Below are 16221 nucleotides of genomic sequence, written 5' to 3' on the forward strand. Positions count from 1 at the left end.
GGCGGTATGCAGCAGCAGGGCATGCGAGGTCCCGGTGGACCTGTGCCCGCTGGGATATCGGGCCCGCCGCAGCAGATGGGGGGCCCCATGGGTGGGCCGCCCCAGCTGCCGAGCGGTGCGCCGCAGCTGCCCGCCGGCCCTGGTGGCCAGGGGCAGCAGGGTCCCGGCCCGATGGGTCAGGGACCGATGGGCCAGGGCCCGATGGGTCAGGGCCAGATGCAGCAGCAGATGGGTCAGGGTCAAATGGGCCAGGGCCAGATGGGTCAGGGCCAGATGGGTCAGGGCCAGATGGGTCAGGGCCAGATGGGCCAGGGACCCATGGGCGGCCAGCCTCCCATGCAGCAGCAGATGGGTGGCCCGATGGGCGGCCCCATGGGTGGTCCGATGGGCGGCCCCGGTCAGGGTCCCGGCGGCGACAGCGCCGCGCGTGTGCTCTCGCTGGCCCAGCAGACCGCCGACCAGGCGATCGCCGAGGCCCGTTCCGAGGCCAACAAGATCGTCGGTGAGGCCCGCAGCCGCGCCGAGGGTCTGGAGCGCGACGCCCGTGCCAAGGCCGACGCCCTGGAGCGGGACGCGCAGGAGAAGCACCGCGTCGCGATGGGCTCCCTGGAGTCCGCCCGCGCCACGCTGGAGCGCAAGGTCGAGGATCTGCGTGGCTTCGAGCGCGAGTACCGCACCCGCCTGAAGTCCTATCTGGAGTCGCAGCTGCGTCAGCTGGAGACCCAGGCCGACGACTCGCTGGCACCGCCGCGTACTCCGGCGACCGCGTCGCTGCCGCCGTCCCCGGCGCCTTCCATGGCTCCGGCCGGCGCGAGCGCCCCGTCGTACGGCGGCGGCAACCAGGGCATGGGTGGAGGCATGGGTGGTGGCGGCATGGGTGGTGCGCCGTCCCCCGCCGCGCCTTCCTACGGCGGTCAGCAGCAGATGTCTCCGGCCATGACCCAGCCGATGGCTCCGGTCCGGCCGCAGGGTCCCTCTCCGATGGGACAGGCTCCCTCGCCGATGCGCGGGTTCCTCATCGACGAGGACGACAACTGACGATTACTGGTACGCCGTAGGCGTCGGCAGCGTTCAGGGCGGGGCCCCGGATTTCGATCCGGGGCCCCGCCCTTTCGCTGTGCGCGTTCGGGGTGCGTGGGGTGGTTGTTCGGGAGTGGGCGCGGATGTACGGCGTACGCAACGCCGAAGGCCTGGGGCACCGAGATTTCTCGGTGCCCCAGGCCTTCGGGTTCGACGAGGAGGCGGTTACGCCTTGCGCAGCCGGAAGGTCAGGGTCAGGCCCTCGTCCGTGAACGGTGTGCCGTACGTCTCGTCGGCCTCGCCCTCGGCGAAGTCCGTGGCGAGGACCTCGTCGGCGATCAGGGACGAGTGCTCGGCCAGGGCCGCGGTCACCGCCGGGTCCGTGGCCGTCCAGCGGAGCGCGATCCGGTCGGCCACGTCCAGCCCGCTGTTCTTGCGGGCCTCCTGGATCAGACGGATCGCGTCGCGGGCCAGGCCCGCCTGACGCAGCTCCTCCGTGATCTCCAGGTCCAGGGCGACCGTGGCGCCCGAGTCGGAGGCCACGGACCAGCCTTCGCGCGGGGTCTCCGTGATGATGACCTCGTCGGGTGCGAGGGCGACCGTCTCGCCGTCGATCTCGACCGAGGCCGTGCCCTCGCGGAGGGCGAGGGACAGGGCGGCGGCGTCGGCCGCGGCGACGGCCTTGGCGACGTCCTGGACGCGTTTGCCGAACCGCTTGCCCAGGGCGCGGAAGTTGGCCTTCGCCGTGGTGTCGACGAGCGAGCCGCCCACCTCGCTCAGGGAGGCGAGCGAGCTCACGTTGAGCTCTTCCGTGATCTGGGCGTGCAGCTCGGGATCGAGGGACTCGAAACCGGTCGCGGCCACCAGGGCGCGGGAGAGGGGCTGGCGGGTCTTGACGCCCGACTCCGCGCGGGTGGCGCGGCCCAGCTCCACGAGGCGGCGTACGAGGACCATCTGGCGGGACAGCTCCGGGTCGATGGCGGCGAGGTCCGCCTCGGGCCAGGAGGCCAGGTGGACGGAGTCGGGGGCGCCCGGGGAGACCGGCACGATCAGGTCCTGCCAGACCCGCTCGGTGATGAACGGGGTCAGCGGGGCCATCAGTCTGGTGACCGTCTCGACGACCTCGTGCAGGGTGCGCAGCGCGGCCTTGTCGCCCTGCCAGAAGCGGCGGCGCGACCGGCGTACGTACCAGTTCGAGAGGTCGTCGACGAACGCCGAGAGCAGCTTGCCGGCGCGCTGGGTGTCGTACGCCTCCAGGGACTGGGTCACCTGGTCGGTGAGCGCGTGGAGTTCGGACAGCAGCCAGCGGTCCAGGACCGGCCGGTCCGCCGGGGCCGGGTCCGCCGCGCTGGGCGCCCAGTCGGACATGCGCGCGTACAGGGCCTGGAAGGCGACCGTGTTCCAGTAGGTGAGGAGGGTCTTGCGGACGACCTCCTGGATGGTGCCGTGGCCGACACGGCGGGCCGCCCAGGGGGAGCCGCCGGCCGCCATGAACCAGCGGACGGCGTCGGCGCCGTGCTGGTCCATCAGCGGGAGCGGCTGCAGGATGTTGCCGAGGTGCTTGGACATCTTGCGGCCGTCCTCGGCGAGGATGTGGCCGAGGCACACGACGTTCTCGTACGAGGACTTGTCGAAGACCAGGGTGCCGATGGCCATCAGCGTGTAGAACCAGCCGCGGGTCTGGTCGATGGCCTCGCTGATGAACTGGGCCGGGTAGCGGGACTCGAAGAGTTCCTTGTTCTTGTACGGGTAGCCCCACTGCGCGAACGGCATCGAACCCGAGTCGTACCAGGCGTCGATGACCTCCGGCACGCGCGTGGCCGTCTTCTGGCACTTCGGGCAGGCGAAGGTGACGTCGTCGATGAACGGGCGGTGGGGGTCCAGCTCCGACTGGTCGGTGCCGGTGAGCTCGGTGAGCTCGGCGCGGGAGCCGACGACCGTGAGGTGGTCGTCCTCGCAGTGCCAGATCGGCAGCGGCGTGCCCCAGTAGCGGTTGCGGGACAGGGCCCAGTCGATGTTGTTGTTCAGCCAGTCGCCGTACCGGCCGCTCTTGACCGAGTCCGGGAACCAGTTGGTCTTCTCGTTCTCCTCAAGGAGACGGTCCTTGACGGCGGTGGTGCGGATGTACCAGGACGGCTGCGCGTAGTAGAGCAGCGCGGTGTGGCAGCGCCAGCAGTGGGGGTAGCTGTGCTCGTACGGGATGTGCTTGAAGAGCAGGCCGCGCTGCTGGAGGTCCTCGGTGAGCCGTTCGTCGGCCTTCTTGAAGAAGACGCCGCCGACCAGCGGGACGTCCTCCTCGAAGGTGCCGTCCTGGCGGACCGGGTTGACCATCGGCAGGCCGTACGCGCGGCAGACCTTGAGGTCGTCCTCACCGAAGGCGGGGGACTGGTGGACCAGACCCGTACCGTCCTCGGTCGTGACGTACTCGGCGTTGACGACGAAATGGGCTTCCGCCGGGAACTCGACCAGCTCGAACGGACGTTGATACGTCCAGCGCTCCATTTCGGCGCCGGTGAAGGTCTGACCGGTGGTCTCCCAGCCCTCGCCGAGCGCCTTGGCGACGAGCGGCTCGGCGACGACGAGCTTCTCCTCGCCGTTCGTGGCGACCACGTAGGTGACCTCGGCGTGCGCGGCGACCGCGGTGTTGGACACCAGCGTCCACGGCGTGGTCGTCCACACCAGGAGCGCGGCCTCGCCCGCGAGCGGACCGGAGGTGAGCGGGAAACGGACGTACACCGAGGGGTCGACGACCGTCTCGTAGCCCTGCGCCAGCTCGTGGTCCGACAGGCCGGTGCCGCAGCGGGGGCACCAGGGGGCGACGCGGTGGTCCTGGACCAGCAGGCCCTTGTTGAAGATCTCCTTGAGCGACCACCAGACCGATTCGATGTACTCGGGGTCCATCGTGACGTAGGCGTCGCCCAGGTCGACCCAGTAGCCCATGCGGGTCGTGAGCTCTTCGAAGGCGTCGGTGTGGCGCAGCACGGAGTCGCGGCACTTGGCGTTGAACTCGGCGATGCCGTACGCCTCGATGTCCTTCTTGCCGCTGAAGCCGAGCTCCTTCTCCACGGTGAGCTCCACCGGGAGGCCGTGGCAGTCCCAGCCGGCCTTGCGGGCCACGTGATAGCCGCGCATCGTGCGGAAGCGGGGGAAGACGTCCTTGAAGACGCGCGCCTCGATGTGGTGGGCGCCCGGCATGCCGTTGGCGGTGGGCGGGCCCTCGTAGAACACCCATTCGGGGCGGCCTGCGGACTGCTCCAGGCTCTTGGCGAAGATCTTCTGCTCGCGCCAGAAGTCGAGCACCGCGTGCTCGAGCGCGGGCAGGTCGACCTGGGCGGGCACCTGGCGATACGTCGGCTCTGTCATGAGCGAACTTCCTCCAACGGACTTGCTGCCTTCCGTCGGAGGGACGAGAGCTTCGATCCTTCGTACGCCGTGTGCGGCGCGCTCCCGCGGTACCACCCTCCTTGGCTCTCCTGTGCGCCGTACGCGCCAGGGAGCCCCCTCATTGGGGTCGCGATGCCGGATCTACTCGCCGCGCCCCAGGGGCTTCGGCTTTCTTCCGGCGGCTCCGGGGTGATCTTCGCGCCGCGCTCGCCCCCGGGCTTCCACCGTCCCCGGGTCGCTCTGGGCTGCGTCCGACGCTACTCGTCCCCATCCACGCTTTTCGCTCCGCCCAGTGTACGGGGCCGCGCGGACAGCGGCCGACCGGTTTTCCGGCGGCCGTGGGCGGGTGCGGCGGGGGTGGGCGGGGCCTCGTCGGTGGTGGGCGGGGTGACCTGCGCGGTGACCCGAATGGAGCGGGTCGGGCGTCCGGATCCTGGGACGTCCGGCACGGCGGAATACCCGGCGGGGAGCTGGGCACAACGCTTGCAGGCTTGCCGCGCGACGGTCGTGGGGCGGGTGGAATGAGTGGTCCGCCCCGTTGCCGCGGGACTCGGGTCGATTTATCGTCCCAGCACGATTCGCGTGCAAGATCACGATATGTGAAGGGGCCGCGGCCATGGTGGCGAAGAAGACCGCCGAACAGCAGTCGGCGTCCGGCAGATCCACGGTGGCCTCCGACGACACGGGTGAGAAGGCCGACGACACGGGTGAGAGGGCGGCCGGCAAGAAGCGGGTGGCCAAGAAGGCGGTGTCCAAGAAGGCGGCGGTCGGGGAGACGGCAGGGAAGGCGGTGGCGGACAAGGCGGTGGCGGCCGTCGCCGAGGAGGCCGTTGCCGGGAAGAGCGCCGCTGCGAAGGGCGCGGTCAAGAAGAGCGCCACCAAGAGCACATCCAAGAGCACCTCCAGTACCAACACGTCCACGAAGAAGAGCATGGTCAAGAAGGCGGACGCGGCCGAGGCCGCCGAGACGACGGGAGCCACGACGGTGGTTGCGAAGAACACTCCTGGTACGGCTACGGCGGCGAAGAAGCCCACCGCCGTCCCCAAGGCACGGCCCGCAGCGGTGGAGCCCGGCGAGCTGGCGGTACGCCCCGGTGAGGACCCCTGGAGCCCGGCCGAGGTCGACGAGGCCCGGACGGAGCTCCAGTCCGAGGCGATGCGGCTGCGGGCGGAGCTGGAGGCCTCCGAGCGGTCGCTCACCGGCCTGATGCGGGACTCCGGGGACGGCGCGGGCGACGACCAGGCCGACACCGGGGCGAAGAACATCACGCGCGAGCACGAGATGGCGCTCGCCAACAACGCGCGCGAGATGCTCGACCAGACCGAGCGCGCCCTGCACCGGCTCGCCTCGGGCACGTACGGGCTCTGCGAGAACTGCGGCAATCCGATCGGCAAGGCGCGCATGCAGGCCTTCCCCAGGGCCACGCTCTGCGTGGAGTGCAAGCAGAAGCAGGAACGCCGCTAGTGATCACCGCCTGAGCCCCTGGTCCGCGGGGGTCGTGTCGTACCTTTGTCCTCAGTCAGGAACCTAGGTTGAGGGACTCACGTGGCAGAGGCGGAGCGCATCATCGGTACGCCGGACATTCCAGAAGCGGCGGGGGCCGGCCCGGAGCAGTCCGACGGCGAGAACGGCACCGCGGCGGCGCAGGCCGACGCGGCCGCGCAGCCGCGCGGCAAGCGCCGTATCGCCGTGCTGTTCGGGGTGGCCGCGCTGGCGTACGCGCTCGACCTGATCAGCAAGATGATCGTGGTCGCGAAGCTGGAGCACCACGAGCCGATCGAGATCATCGGGGACTGGCTGAAGTTCGAGGCGATCCGCAACGCGGGCGCGGCGTTCGGCTTCGGCGAGGCCTTCACGATCATCTTCACGATGATCGCGACGATCGTGATCGTGGTGATCGCCAGGCTCGCCCGCAAGCTGTACAGCCTGCCCTGGGCGATCGCGCTCGGCCTGCTGCTGGGCGGTGCGCTGGGCAACCTCACCGACCGGATCTTCCGGTCGCCGGGCGTCTTCGAGGGCGCGGTCGTCGACTTCATCGCGCCCAAGGGCTTCGCGGTGTTCAACCTCGCGGATTCGGCCATCGTGTGCGGCGGCATCCTGATCGTGCTGCTGTCCTTCCGGGGGCTCGACCCGGACGGGACCGTCCACAAGGACTGAGGATCACCGGCCGCGTCGAGGGGACTTGTCCACAGGCTCGGTCGGGGGTGCGTCACCCGTCCGGCATACTCGACGGGTGAGCACGATTCCCGAGATCCGTAACCTGCCCGTGCCCGACGGCCTGGAGGGCGAGCGTGTCGACGCCGCCATCTCCCGCATGTTCGGCTTCTCCCGTACCAAGGCCGCCGAGCTCGCCGCCGCGGGGAAGGTCACGGTCGACGGGTCGGTGGTCGGGAAGTCCGAGCGGGTGCACGGCGGGGCCTGGCTGGAGGTCGAGATGCCGCAGGCGCCCGCGCCGGTGCGGGTCGTCGCCGAGCCGGTCGAGGGCATGGAGATCGTGCACGACGACGATGACGTGGTCGTGATCGTCAAGCCGGTCGGCGTGGCCGCGCACCCCAGCCCCGGCTGGTCCGGGCCGACCGTCATCGGCGGGCTCGCCGCCGCCGGGTACCGGATCTCGACGTCCGGCGCCGCCGAGCGCCAGGGCATCGTGCACCGGCTCGACGTGGGCACCTCCGGTCTGATGGTGGTCGCCAAGTCGGAGTACGCGTACACGTCCCTCAAGCGCCAGTTCAAGGAGCGGACCGTCGACAAGCGGTACCACGCGCTGGTCCAGGGCCACCCCGACCCCACGAGCGGCACCATCGACGCGCCCATCGGCCGGCACCCCCAGCACGACTACAAGTGGGCCGTCACCGCCGAGGGCAAGCCGTCGGTCACGCACTACGACCTGGTCGAGGCGTTCCGTGCCGCCTCCCTGCTCGACATCAAGCTGGAGACCGGGCGCACCCACCAGATCCGCGTCCACATGTCCGCCCACCGGCACCCGTGCGTGGGCGACCTCACGTACGGCGCCGACCCGACGCTCTCCAAGCGGCTCGGCCTCACCCGCCAGTGGCTGCAGGCCGTACGGCTCGGCTTCGAGCACCCCGGTGACGGGAGCTGGGTCGAGTTCGAGAGCGACTACCCCGCTGATCTGCAGGAAGCCCTGGACAAGGTCCGGGAGGAGACGTACGCGTGAGCCCGGCCGCCGCGTCCCCCGTGCCGTACGCGGTGCGGGTCGCCGAGGACCCAGGTGACCGTGAGGCGTGCTTCGCGGTGCGCAAGGAGGTCTTCGTCGTCGAGCAGGGCGTGCCGGAGGACCTGGAGTACGACGTGTACGACGCCGGGGCCCTGCATGTCCTCGCCGTACGGGACGACGGGGTGCCGCTCGGCGCCGGACGGCTGCTGTACGGGGAGGCCGCCGCGGGCAAGACCGGTGGGGCTCCCGGTGTGGGGTCCCTGGGGCGGCTGGCGGTCGTACCGGCGGCGCGTGGGCTGGGCGTCGGGGTGGCGCTGGTGCGGGCCGTCGAGGACGCGGCTCGCGCGCGTGGGCTGACGGCGGTCGATCTGGGCGCGCAGACGCATGCGCTGGGGTTCTACGAGCGGCTGGGGTACGTGGCGTACGGGGCGGAGTTCCTGGACGCGGGGATACCTCACCGGGCGATGCGGCGGAGTCTGTAGACCGGAGTCTCCTGGACCGGAGTCCGCCGACCGGGGTCTGGGAAGACGGCTGCGGAGCAAGCCGAGTGGGCGTGGCAGGCTGGGGTTGAGCCGAATGTCCGGATCTCGTCCCGCGGAGTGCTGAACGTGGATCAGTTGGCCCTGTTCTTTGTGCTGTTGCTCGGGGCCGTGGTCAGTGTGCCGGTGGGGGAGCGGCTGAGGCTGCCGGCGCCGGTGCTGGTGACGTTGCTGGGGATCGGGCTCGCGGTGCCGGGGTTCGTGCCCAATGTGGAGATCCCGCCGGAGTTCATCCTGCCGCTGCTGTTGCCGCCGTTGCTGTACGCGGCGGTGCGGCGGACGTCCTGGCGGCAGTTCGCGGCCAACCGGCGGCCGATCTTCCTGCTGGCCGTGGCGCTGGTTTCGTGACCACCGCAGTGGTGGCCGCCGTGGCGCGCGCGATCGTGCCCGGGCTGCCGATCGCGGCGGCGGTGGCGCTCGGCGCGATGGTCGCGCCGCCCGACCCCGTCGCGGCGACGGCCGTGGCGGGGCAGCTGGGGCTGCCGCGGCGGCTGGTGTCCATCCTGGAGGGCGAGGGCCTCTTCAACGACGTCACGGCCATCGTGCTCTACCACGTGGCCATCGCGGCCGCCGTCGGCGGATCCTTCTCGCTGCCCCGCGCCGCCCTCCAGCTCGTACTGTCGGGCGGCGTCGCCGTCGCCGTGGGGCTCGCGCTCGGCTGGGCCGCCAACAAGCTGATGGACTTCCTCGACGACGCCACGCTGCAGATCGGGCTGACCCTGCTCGTGCCGTACGCGTCGTATGTGCTGGCCGAGGAGCTGCACGGGTCCGGGGTGCTCGCGGTGCTCACCACCGCGCTGTTCCTCGCGGAGTACGCGCTCGGCGCGGACGACGTGCTGACGCGGCTCGCCGGGCACACGGTCTGGGACGTCGTGGACACGCTGGTCACCGGTGTCGCGTTCGGGCTGATCGGGCTGGAGCTGCACAACGCGATCCGGACGGCGTCGGGCCGGTGGGGCGAGATGCTCGGCTGGGCGGCGGCCGTCGTGGCCGTCGTCGTCCTCGTACGGCTGGTGTGGCTGCTCCCGGCGACGTGGCTCGCGCGGAGGTTGCACGCGAAGCGGGACTACGACGAAGAGATCCCGATGTCGTGGCGCGAGACCGTGGTGATGTGGTGGGCGGGGATGCGGGGGGTGGCGTCCGTGGCGCTGGCGCTCGCGATTCCGTTGGAGACGGACAGCGGGGCGGCGTTTCCCGACCGGGACGAGATCGTGTTCATCGCGTTCGGCGTGATCATGGGGACGCTTGTGCTCCAGGGGCTCACTCTGCCGTGGCTCGTGCTGCCGCTCAGCCCCTGCCCGTCGACCTCGGTGGTTCGTGGACGCGGCCGCGGGTGGCGCGGGGGATCATGCCGTCCGAGTGGGCGTTGGGGTGGGTCGGGGGGAGGACCGCGTCGGCCGTGTTGACGCGGGGGAGGGTGTAGGGGTGGGTTTCGGTGAGCCAGCGTACGAGGTGTTCGCGGACCGTGACGCGGACGGTCCAGAGGTCGTCCGGGTCCTTGGCGGTGACGAGGGCGCGGACCTCGATGGTGGTGGGCGTCGAGTCGGTGACGGTGAGGTCGAAGTGGCGGCCGTCCCAGGCGCGGCAGGCCCGCAGGATGTCGCGGAGCTGCTCGCGCATCTCGGGCATCGGGGCCGCGTGGTCGACATGGAGGAAGACCGTGCCGGTCATCTGGGTGCCGCCTCGGGACCAGTTCTCGAAGGGCTTCGAGGTGAAGTAGGAGACGGGCATCGTGATGCGGCGCTCGTCCCAGGTGCGGACCGTCAGGAAGGTGAGGGTGATCTCGTCCACCGTGCCCCACTCGCCCTCCACCACGACCACGTCACCGAGGCGGACCATGTCGCCGAAGGCGATCTGCAGCCCCGCGAAGAGGTTGCTCAGCGTGGACTGCGCGGCGATACCGGCGACGATGCCCAGGACCCCGGCCGAGGCCAGCAGTGAGGCGCCGGCCGCGCGCATCGCGGGGAAGGTCAGCAGCATCGAGGCCACGGCCACCACACCGACGACCGCGGTGACCACCCGCATGATCAGCGTCACCTGGGTCCGCACCCGGCGCACCCGGGCCGGATCGCGGTGGGCGCGGGCATAGCGGCTGTAGGTCGTTTCCACTATCGCGGCCGCGATCCGGACCATCAGCCAGGCCGTCGCCCCGATCAGGACGAGTGTCAGGGCCCGGCCGACGGCGGTCCGGTGCTGCTCCAGCAACTGCGCCTGGTCGAACGACGCTCTGAGGAAGGCGGCGCACAGAACCAGCTGGTAAGGGATGCGGCCGCGGCGCAGCAGGCCCCACAGTGGTGTCTCGTGGTGCCGCTGGTCGGCCTTGCGCAGCAGCAGGTCGGTGGTCCAGCCGATGAGCAGCGTGAGGACGACCGAGCCACCGATGACGATCAGGGGGCGGAGCAGGTTCTCCATGCCTTCGAACGTAACCGGCCGCGAGGGGTGATGAACATGTGACTTCGGCCGCCTTCGGGGTACGGGCGCCCGAGCCCGTTGTCGTACCCGGCTGGCACCATGGCCTCATGAACATCATGCTCTTCCACTCGACCTATGGTCTGCGGCCCGCCGTGCGCCAGGCGGCGGACCGGCTGCGCGCCGCCGGACACGAGGTGTGGACCCCCGACCTCTTCGACGGACGGACGTTCGGCACGGTCGAGGAGGGCATGGCCTTCAACCAGGAGCTGGGCCGGGAGGAGCTGCTCAAGCGGGCGGTCCTGGCCGCCGCGCCCTACTCCGAGCGAGGGCTCGTCTACGCCGGCTTCTCGCTGGGCGCCGCGACCGCGCAGACCCTGGCCCTGGGCGACAAGAACGCCCGCGGGCTGCTGCTTCTGCACGGCACGTCGGACATCGCCGCCAGCGCCTCCGTCGACGGCCTGCCCGTCCAGTTGCATGTCGCCGAGCCCGACTCCTTCGAGCCGGACGACTGGCTGAGCGCCTGGTATCTCCAGATGCGCAAGGCGGGCGCCGACGTCGAGGTCTACAGATACGCGGGTGCCGGGCACCTCTACACCGACCCGGACCTGCCCGACTACGACGAGGAGGCCGCCGAGGCCACCTGGCGGGTGGCTCTCGGCTTCCTCGAAACCCTGTAAGACCTGGACCTGCCGGACTATAGGACCCGGACGTGCTGGACTTGAAGAACCTGGACGTGCCGGCTTATACGGGGTCGTACGTGCGCTCCACCTTCTGCGTGCCGCTGCGCGTCCGGTACGAGCGCGCCCAGGACGACGTCGCGTCGGCCTTCGTACGGTCGGAGAGGACGTAGAAGTCCATCTGCGCCCGCGTGGCGGTGATGTCGAGTACGGCATAGCCGTGCCGGTCGGTGTCGACCCAGTGGACGTGCCGGTTGGCCGCGCGGATCAGTGGGGAGGCCACTGCGGAGACGGTGCCCTCGGGGACCTTGACGAGGTCGTCGAGGTTGTCGGAGGTGACCGAGGTGACGACGAACTCGGTGGCGGCGGAGGCCGACAGCGGGTACGTACCGGCGTTGACCGGCACGTCGTTGGCCCAGGCCATGTGGATGTCGCCGGTGAGGAAGACCGTGTTGCGGATGGCGTTGTCCCGCAGGTGGGCGAGGAGTTCGCGGCGGTCGTCGGTGTAGCCGTCCCACTGGTCGGGGTTGAGGGCGAGGCCCTCCTTCGGCAGGCCGAGCAGCTCGGCGAGCGGTTCGAAGAGGTCGGCGGTGAGGTTGCCGAGGGCGAACGGGGCGATCATCACCGAGTTGCCGACCAGCCGCCAGGTCGTGTCGGAGGACTTCAACCCGGCCTTCAGCCAGTCGAGCTGGGCCCGGCCGGTCAGCGTACGGTCCGGGTCGTCGACCTCACCGTCGCCTATCCCCACCTGCTGCGAGCGGAAGGAGCGCAGGTCCAGCAGGGAGAGGTCGACGAGCTTGCCGAAGCGCAGCCGGCGGTAGGTGGTGCCCGCGATCGCCGGGCGCACCGGCATCCACTCGAAGTACGCCTGCTTGGCCGCCGACTGACGGGCGGCCCAGGTGCCCTCCGTGCCCTCGGCGTGGTTCTCGGCGCCGCCCGACCAGGCGTCGTTGGCTATCTCGTGGTCGTCCCAGATGGCGATGACCGGCGCGACGGCGTGCAGGGCCTGGAGGTCGGGGTCGGTCTTGTAACGGGCGTGCCGGACGCGGTAGTCGGCGAGGGTGACGATCTCGTGGGTCGGCGCGTGCGGGCGTACGACCTTGTCGCGGGTGCCGTACTCGCCGGTGCCGTACTCATAGATGTAGTCGCCGAGGTGCAGCCAGGCGTCCAGATCGCCGCGCGCGGCGAGATGGCGGTAGGCGGCGAAGCGGCCGCCCTCCCAGTTGGCGCAGGAGACCACGCCGAAGCGCAGACCGGCAGCCGCGGCTTCGGTGGCCGGGGCGGTACGGGTGCGGGCGGCGGGCGAGTCGGTGCCGCCCGCGGAGAAGCGGAACCAGTAGGCGGTGGCGGGCGTGAGGCCCCGTACGTCCGCCTTGACGGTGTGGTCGGAGGCGGCGGTCGCGGTGATCGACCCCTTGGCGACGATGTTCGCGAACGCCTTGTCCAGGGCCACGGTCCAGCCGACCTCGACGTCCGGGCCGAGTCCGGAACCGGGTACGGCCTGTGCGGTGGGCGTCACCCGGGTCCACAGCAGGACGCCGTCGGGCAGCGGGTCGCCCGAGGCGACGCCGTGCACGAAGGCCGGTGCCTCGGCGGCGCCCGCCGAGCTCGCGGAAGCCAGCGATGCGGCGAGCGGCGCGGCGAGAACGGCTCCGGCCGCGGCCGTCTTGACGACCGTACGGCGGTTCGGGGTGGGGGAGTTGGGGCTGGAGTGAGATCTGCGACTGGTCACGGCCGATCAGATTACTGATCGGTACGGACTGGGGTAAGGCGGACGCGGTGAAATCCGCTCAGTGTTCAGATCGCTGTGTCCTGCTCGTCGGTCGACGAACAGGACAGGACAGGACAGGACAGGACAGGACACGGCTCGGCGGCCCGGCGTAAGGACTGACATACCGTCACCCGGCGCGCGTCGCGTAGCCCCCGGTCGTACGGGCGGGCGGACCGTGAGAAGTCCGCCCGCTCTCGTCCCCCGCCTTACTTGGTGACGCCCGCGTCCTTCAGCGCCGTCTCCCAGTCCGCGACCGTCGACGGGTTGGTGATCGCCTTGTCGTTGACCTTGATGGTCGGCGTCGATTTGACGCCCTCGGCGTCGTCGAAGGTCTTGCTCATCTTCATCGCCCAGGCGTCGTAGGTGCCCTTTTCGACGGCGTTCTGGAACTTCGTGTTGTTCTTCAGCGCGTCGACGGTGTTCGCCACCTTGATCAGGTAGCTGTCGTTGGCGAGTTCGTCGGTCGTCTCCTGCGGGTGGTACTTCGTCGAGTACAGGGCCGTCTTGTAGTCGAGGAAGGCCTCGGGACTGACGTCGAGGGCGGCGCCGAGCGCGCTCAGCGCGTTCTTGGAGCCCTCGCCGCCGAGGTTGCCGTCGAGGAAGGTGCCGATGGTGAAGGAGAGCTTGTAGTCGCCGTCCGTCATGCCCTTGTTGACGGTCTCGCCGACGGTCTGCTCGAAGCTGGCGCAGGCCGGGCAGCGCGGGTCCTCGAAGAGGTGGACGACGTTGGCGGTCTTGGAGTCGCCGATCAGCACGGTGGTGCCGTTCTTGCCCGAGGTGTTGGCCGGCGCGACCACCGTCGCCTTGGCGGCCTCCTCCCACTTCGTCGGCTGGTTGTTCTGGACGACGGCGTAGCCGATGCCGCCGGCTATGGCGAGGACCGCGACGATCGAACCCGCCACGATCGCCTGCCGCCTGACCTTCGAGCGCTTGGCCTGACGCTCGCGCTCCAGCCGCAGCCGCTCACGGGCCGCCGACTTCGCCGTCTTGCTGTTCCGCTTGCTCATGGGGGTGAACTCCCTGTGGGCCGCGCACATGCCGTGCGCGGAATACGTATGTGAGGGGGACTTGCTCGTGCTCAGCGGGTGGTCACGCGAAGGTGACCGAGCACGGCGGTCCACGCCGTCCCAGGGAGTGCGCGAAGAGCAGGGTGCGGGCGGTGCTCGTACGGTGCGCGGTGCGTCGCGTCGGCCGATGCTCCGCCGGGGCGGGCCGCGGCGTGACCGAGGCGACCGCGATCAGCAGCGGCCGGAAGCCGGTGGCGACCGCGGCGTCCAGCAGCTGGGCCAGCGCCCGCTCGCCGCGCCGCAGCCAGGCGGCGGCCAGCAGCCCCACGGCGAGGTGCGCGGCGAGCAGCAGCCAGGCGGTGGACGGGCCGGCGCCTGCCAGCAGGTTGGCCGCCCGCTCGGAGTCGCCGGTGACCCGCGCCAGCGGCGTGCCGACGCTGCCGCCGCACAGCAGGTCGAGCCCGACCTGACGCAGCGGACCCGTGACCGGGCCGCCCGCCGCGCCGTAACAGGCGTGCTGGCCCGTGGTGAACACCGTGTCGGCGGTCAGCTCCAGCGGGATCAGCACGCCGGCGATCCGGCCGAAGCCGCGCTCGCGGCCGGCCAGCGCGTACGCGACGGCGAAGACGGCGGCGGCGATCGCGGCGACGGTGGCCGGCGGCAGCGGGACCCCGGACAGCAGCACGTGCGACGCGGCGCTGAGCGTCACGGCGAGTGCCGTGAACAGCGCCGCGCGTACGGCTCTGAAGTGGGTCCCGGATATGGCCATGGCGTTGGCGAGTCTCCCACCACCCACGTAAGGGACCGCTAAAAGGCGCCTGTGAGTGCGCGATGCCTCAGGTGTGGGTGCGGTGGCCGGCACGTCTACAGGCCGGGGATCCGGCCGTTGCGGAACAGGTCGACGAAGGTCTGGTGGTCCGCACGCGCGCGTGCCCCGTAGGCGTGCGCGAAGTCCACGAGGAGGGGCGCGAAGCCGTCCTCGTCGGCGGCGATGGCCGCGTCGATCGCCCGCTCCGTGGAGAACGGCACCAGGGACTGCCCGCTCAGGTCGTCCGCCGCCGCGTGCATCGTGGCCGTGGCCCGGCCGAGGTCGGCGACGACCGCCGCGATCTCCTCCGGGTCGTCGATGTCGCTCCAGTCCAGGTCCACCGCGTACGGCGACACCTCGGCGACCAGCTGCCCGGCGCCGTCCAGCTCGGTCCAGCCCAGCCACGGGTCCGCGTGCGCCTGGAGGGCGCGCTGCGAGATCACCGTGCGGTGGCCCTCGTGCTCGAAGTAGTCACGGATCCGCTGGTCGGTGATGTGGCGGGAGACGGCCGGGGTCTGGGCCTGCTTGATGTAGATCACGACGTCGTTCTCCAGCGCGTCGCTCTGCCCCTCCAGCAGGATGTTGTACGACGGCAGCCCCGCCGAGCCGATGCCGATGCCCCGGCGGCCGACGACGTCCTTCACGCGGTACGAGTCCGGGCGGGTCAGGGAGGACTCCGGGAGCGTCTCCAGATAGCCGTCGAACGCGGCCAGCACTTTGTAGCGGGTGGCCGCGTCCAGCTCGATGGAGCCGCCGCCCGGCGCGAAGCGGCGCTCGAAATCACGGATCTCGGTCATCGAGTCGAGCAGCCCGAAACGGGTCAGTGAGCGGGCGTCGCGCAGCGCGTCCAGGAGCGGGCCCTGCGCGGTGTCCAGCGTGAACGGAGGCACCTCGTCCCGCTTGGCACCGGCCGCGACGGCGTGGATCCGCTCGCGGTAGGCGGCCGCGTAGGTCTCCACCAGCTCGGTGATCTGCCCGTCGCTGAGCGCCTTCGCGTACCCGATGAGCGCCACGGAGGCCGCGAAGCGCTTCAGGTCCCAGGTGAAGGGGGCGACGTAGGCCTCGTCGAAGTCGTTCACGTTGAAGATCAGTCGGCCCGTGGAGTCCATGTACGTGCCGAAGTTCTCCGCGTGCAGATCGCCGTGGATCCACACGCGCGAGGTGCGCTCGTCCAGATACGGCCCGCTCGGCTCCGCGGCGTCCAGGTCGTGGTAGAAGAGACACGCCGTGCCCCGGTAGAACGCGAAGGCCGAGGCCGCCATCTTCCGGAACTTCACGCGGAACGCGGCCGGGTCGGCGGCCAGGAGCTGGCCGAAGGCGGTGTCGAAGACGGCGAGGATCTCCTCGCCACGTCGCTCGTCGTTGAGCTGCGGGACCGACATCGCTGGGTGCCTCCTGGTGGTTCACGGGTGGGTCGGTTTTTC

Annotated in this window: 12 protein-coding genes and 1 pseudogene; 7 read left to right on the top strand and 6 right to left on the bottom strand. The window is 70.8% G+C overall.

Going from position 1 to position 16221, the window contains the following annotated elements:
* Positions 1-1038 (top strand): V-type ATP synthase subunit E (locus I8N67_RS21320; protein ID WP_200304762.1); only part of this gene is annotated, 1038 nt, incomplete at its 5' end.
* A 207-nt stretch (positions 1039-1245) separates the two neighbouring features.
* Here the strand turns inward: I8N67_RS21320 and ileS are convergent.
* Complete coding sequence (gene ileS / locus I8N67_RS21325; protein ID WP_200304763.1) at positions 1246-4383, bottom strand: isoleucine--tRNA ligase; 3138 nt, start codon at positions 4381-4383, stop codon at positions 1246-1248.
* 637 nt (positions 4384-5020) lie between these two features.
* Between ileS and I8N67_RS21330 the strand changes: the two genes are divergently transcribed.
* From I8N67_RS21330 to I8N67_RS21350, 5 genes and pseudogenes are all read left to right on the top strand, one after another.
* Positions 5021-5869, top strand: coding sequence for a TraR/DksA family transcriptional regulator (locus tag I8N67_RS21330; RefSeq protein WP_200304764.1), 849 nt, complete (start codon positions 5021-5023; stop codon positions 5867-5869).
* 81 nt (positions 5870-5950) lie between these two features.
* Positions 5951-6562, top strand: a complete 612-nt coding sequence (gene lspA / locus I8N67_RS21335) for a signal peptidase II (RefSeq protein ID WP_200304765.1) — start codon at positions 5951-5953, stop codon at positions 6560-6562.
* 76 nt (positions 6563-6638) lie between these two features.
* Positions 6639-7583: an RluA family pseudouridine synthase gene (locus I8N67_RS21340; protein WP_200304766.1), complete on the top strand. Its 945-nt coding sequence runs from the start codon at positions 6639-6641 to the stop codon at positions 7581-7583.
* On the top strand, positions 7580-8065 hold the full coding sequence (locus tag I8N67_RS21345) for a GNAT family N-acetyltransferase (RefSeq protein WP_307835310.1): 486 nt from the start codon (positions 7580-7582) through the stop codon (positions 8063-8065). Before I8N67_RS21340 ends, I8N67_RS21345 begins: the two co-directional genes overlap by 4 nt.
* 126 nt (positions 8066-8191) lie before the next feature.
* Positions 8192-9402: pseudogene (locus I8N67_RS21350) on the top strand (Na+/H+ antiporter); the annotation flags it as partial.
* A gap of 7 nt (positions 9403-9409) precedes the next feature.
* Here the strand turns inward: I8N67_RS21350 and I8N67_RS21355 are convergent.
* The gene (locus I8N67_RS21355; RefSeq protein ID WP_200304767.1) at positions 9410-10534 is read right to left on the bottom strand and encodes a mechanosensitive ion channel family protein; all 1125 of its coding nucleotides are present in this window, start codon (positions 10532-10534) and stop codon (positions 9410-9412) included.
* A 107-nt stretch (positions 10535-10641) separates the two neighbouring features.
* Between I8N67_RS21355 and I8N67_RS21360 the strand changes: the two genes are divergently transcribed.
* Positions 10642-11211 (top strand): dienelactone hydrolase family protein, encoded by a 570-nt coding sequence (locus I8N67_RS21360; protein ID WP_200304768.1) that lies wholly within the window; start codon positions 10642-10644, stop codon positions 11209-11211.
* Between the two features lie 64 nt (positions 11212-11275).
* Here the strand turns inward: I8N67_RS21360 and I8N67_RS21365 are convergent, their stop codons facing one another.
* The 4 genes from I8N67_RS21365 to I8N67_RS21380 form a co-directional block, all read right to left on the bottom strand.
* A complete protein-coding gene (locus I8N67_RS21365; protein WP_200304769.1) occupies positions 11276-12943 on the bottom strand; it encodes an alkaline phosphatase D family protein in 1668 nt (555 codons plus the stop codon).
* Positions 12944-13188: 245 nt separating this feature from the next.
* Entirely contained in the window at positions 13189-13989 is an 801-nt protein-coding gene (locus tag I8N67_RS21370) for a DsbA family protein (RefSeq protein WP_200304770.1), read from the bottom strand.
* Between the two features lie 82 nt (positions 13990-14071).
* Entirely contained in the window at positions 14072-14758 is a 687-nt protein-coding gene (locus tag I8N67_RS21375; RefSeq protein ID WP_200304771.1) for a hypothetical protein, read from the bottom strand.
* Positions 14759-14853: 95 nt separating this feature from the next.
* Positions 14854-16179 carry a DUF2252 domain-containing protein gene (locus tag I8N67_RS21380; RefSeq protein WP_200304772.1) on the bottom strand — a complete coding sequence of 442 codons (1326 nt, stop codon included), beginning with the start codon at positions 16177-16179 and terminating at the stop codon, positions 14854-14856.
* Positions 16180-16221: the final 42 nt, after the last annotated feature.

This window comes from Streptomyces adelaidensis, from assembly GCF_016598475.1.
Classification (GTDB): Bacteria; Actinomycetota; Actinomycetes; order Streptomycetales; family Streptomycetaceae; genus Streptomyces; species Streptomyces adelaidensis.

Coding starts and splice junctions, on each gene's coding strand:
- ileS (WP_200304763.1), bottom strand. CDS start 4,383: ATGACAGAGCCGACGTATCGCCAGGTGCCCGCCCAGGTCGACCTGCCC.
- I8N67_RS21330 (WP_200304764.1), top strand. CDS start 5,021: ATGGTGGCGAAGAAGACCGCCGAACAGCAGTCGGCGTCCGGCAGATCC.
- I8N67_RS21355 (WP_200304767.1), bottom strand. CDS start 10,534: ATGGAGAACCTGCTCCGCCCCCTGATCGTCATCGGTGGCTCGGTCGTC.
- I8N67_RS21360 (WP_200304768.1), top strand. CDS start 10,642: ATGAACATCATGCTCTTCCACTCGACCTATGGTCTGCGGCCCGCCGTG.
- I8N67_RS21370 (WP_200304770.1), bottom strand. CDS start 13,989: ATGAGCAAGCGGAACAGCAAGACGGCGAAGTCGGCGGCCCGTGAGCGG.
- I8N67_RS21375 (WP_200304771.1), bottom strand. CDS start 14,758: ATGGCCATATCCGGGACCCACTTCAGAGCCGTACGCGCGGCGCTGTTC.
- I8N67_RS21380 (WP_200304772.1), bottom strand. CDS start 16,179: ATGTCGGTCCCGCAGCTCAACGACGAGCGACGTGGCGAGGAGATCCTC.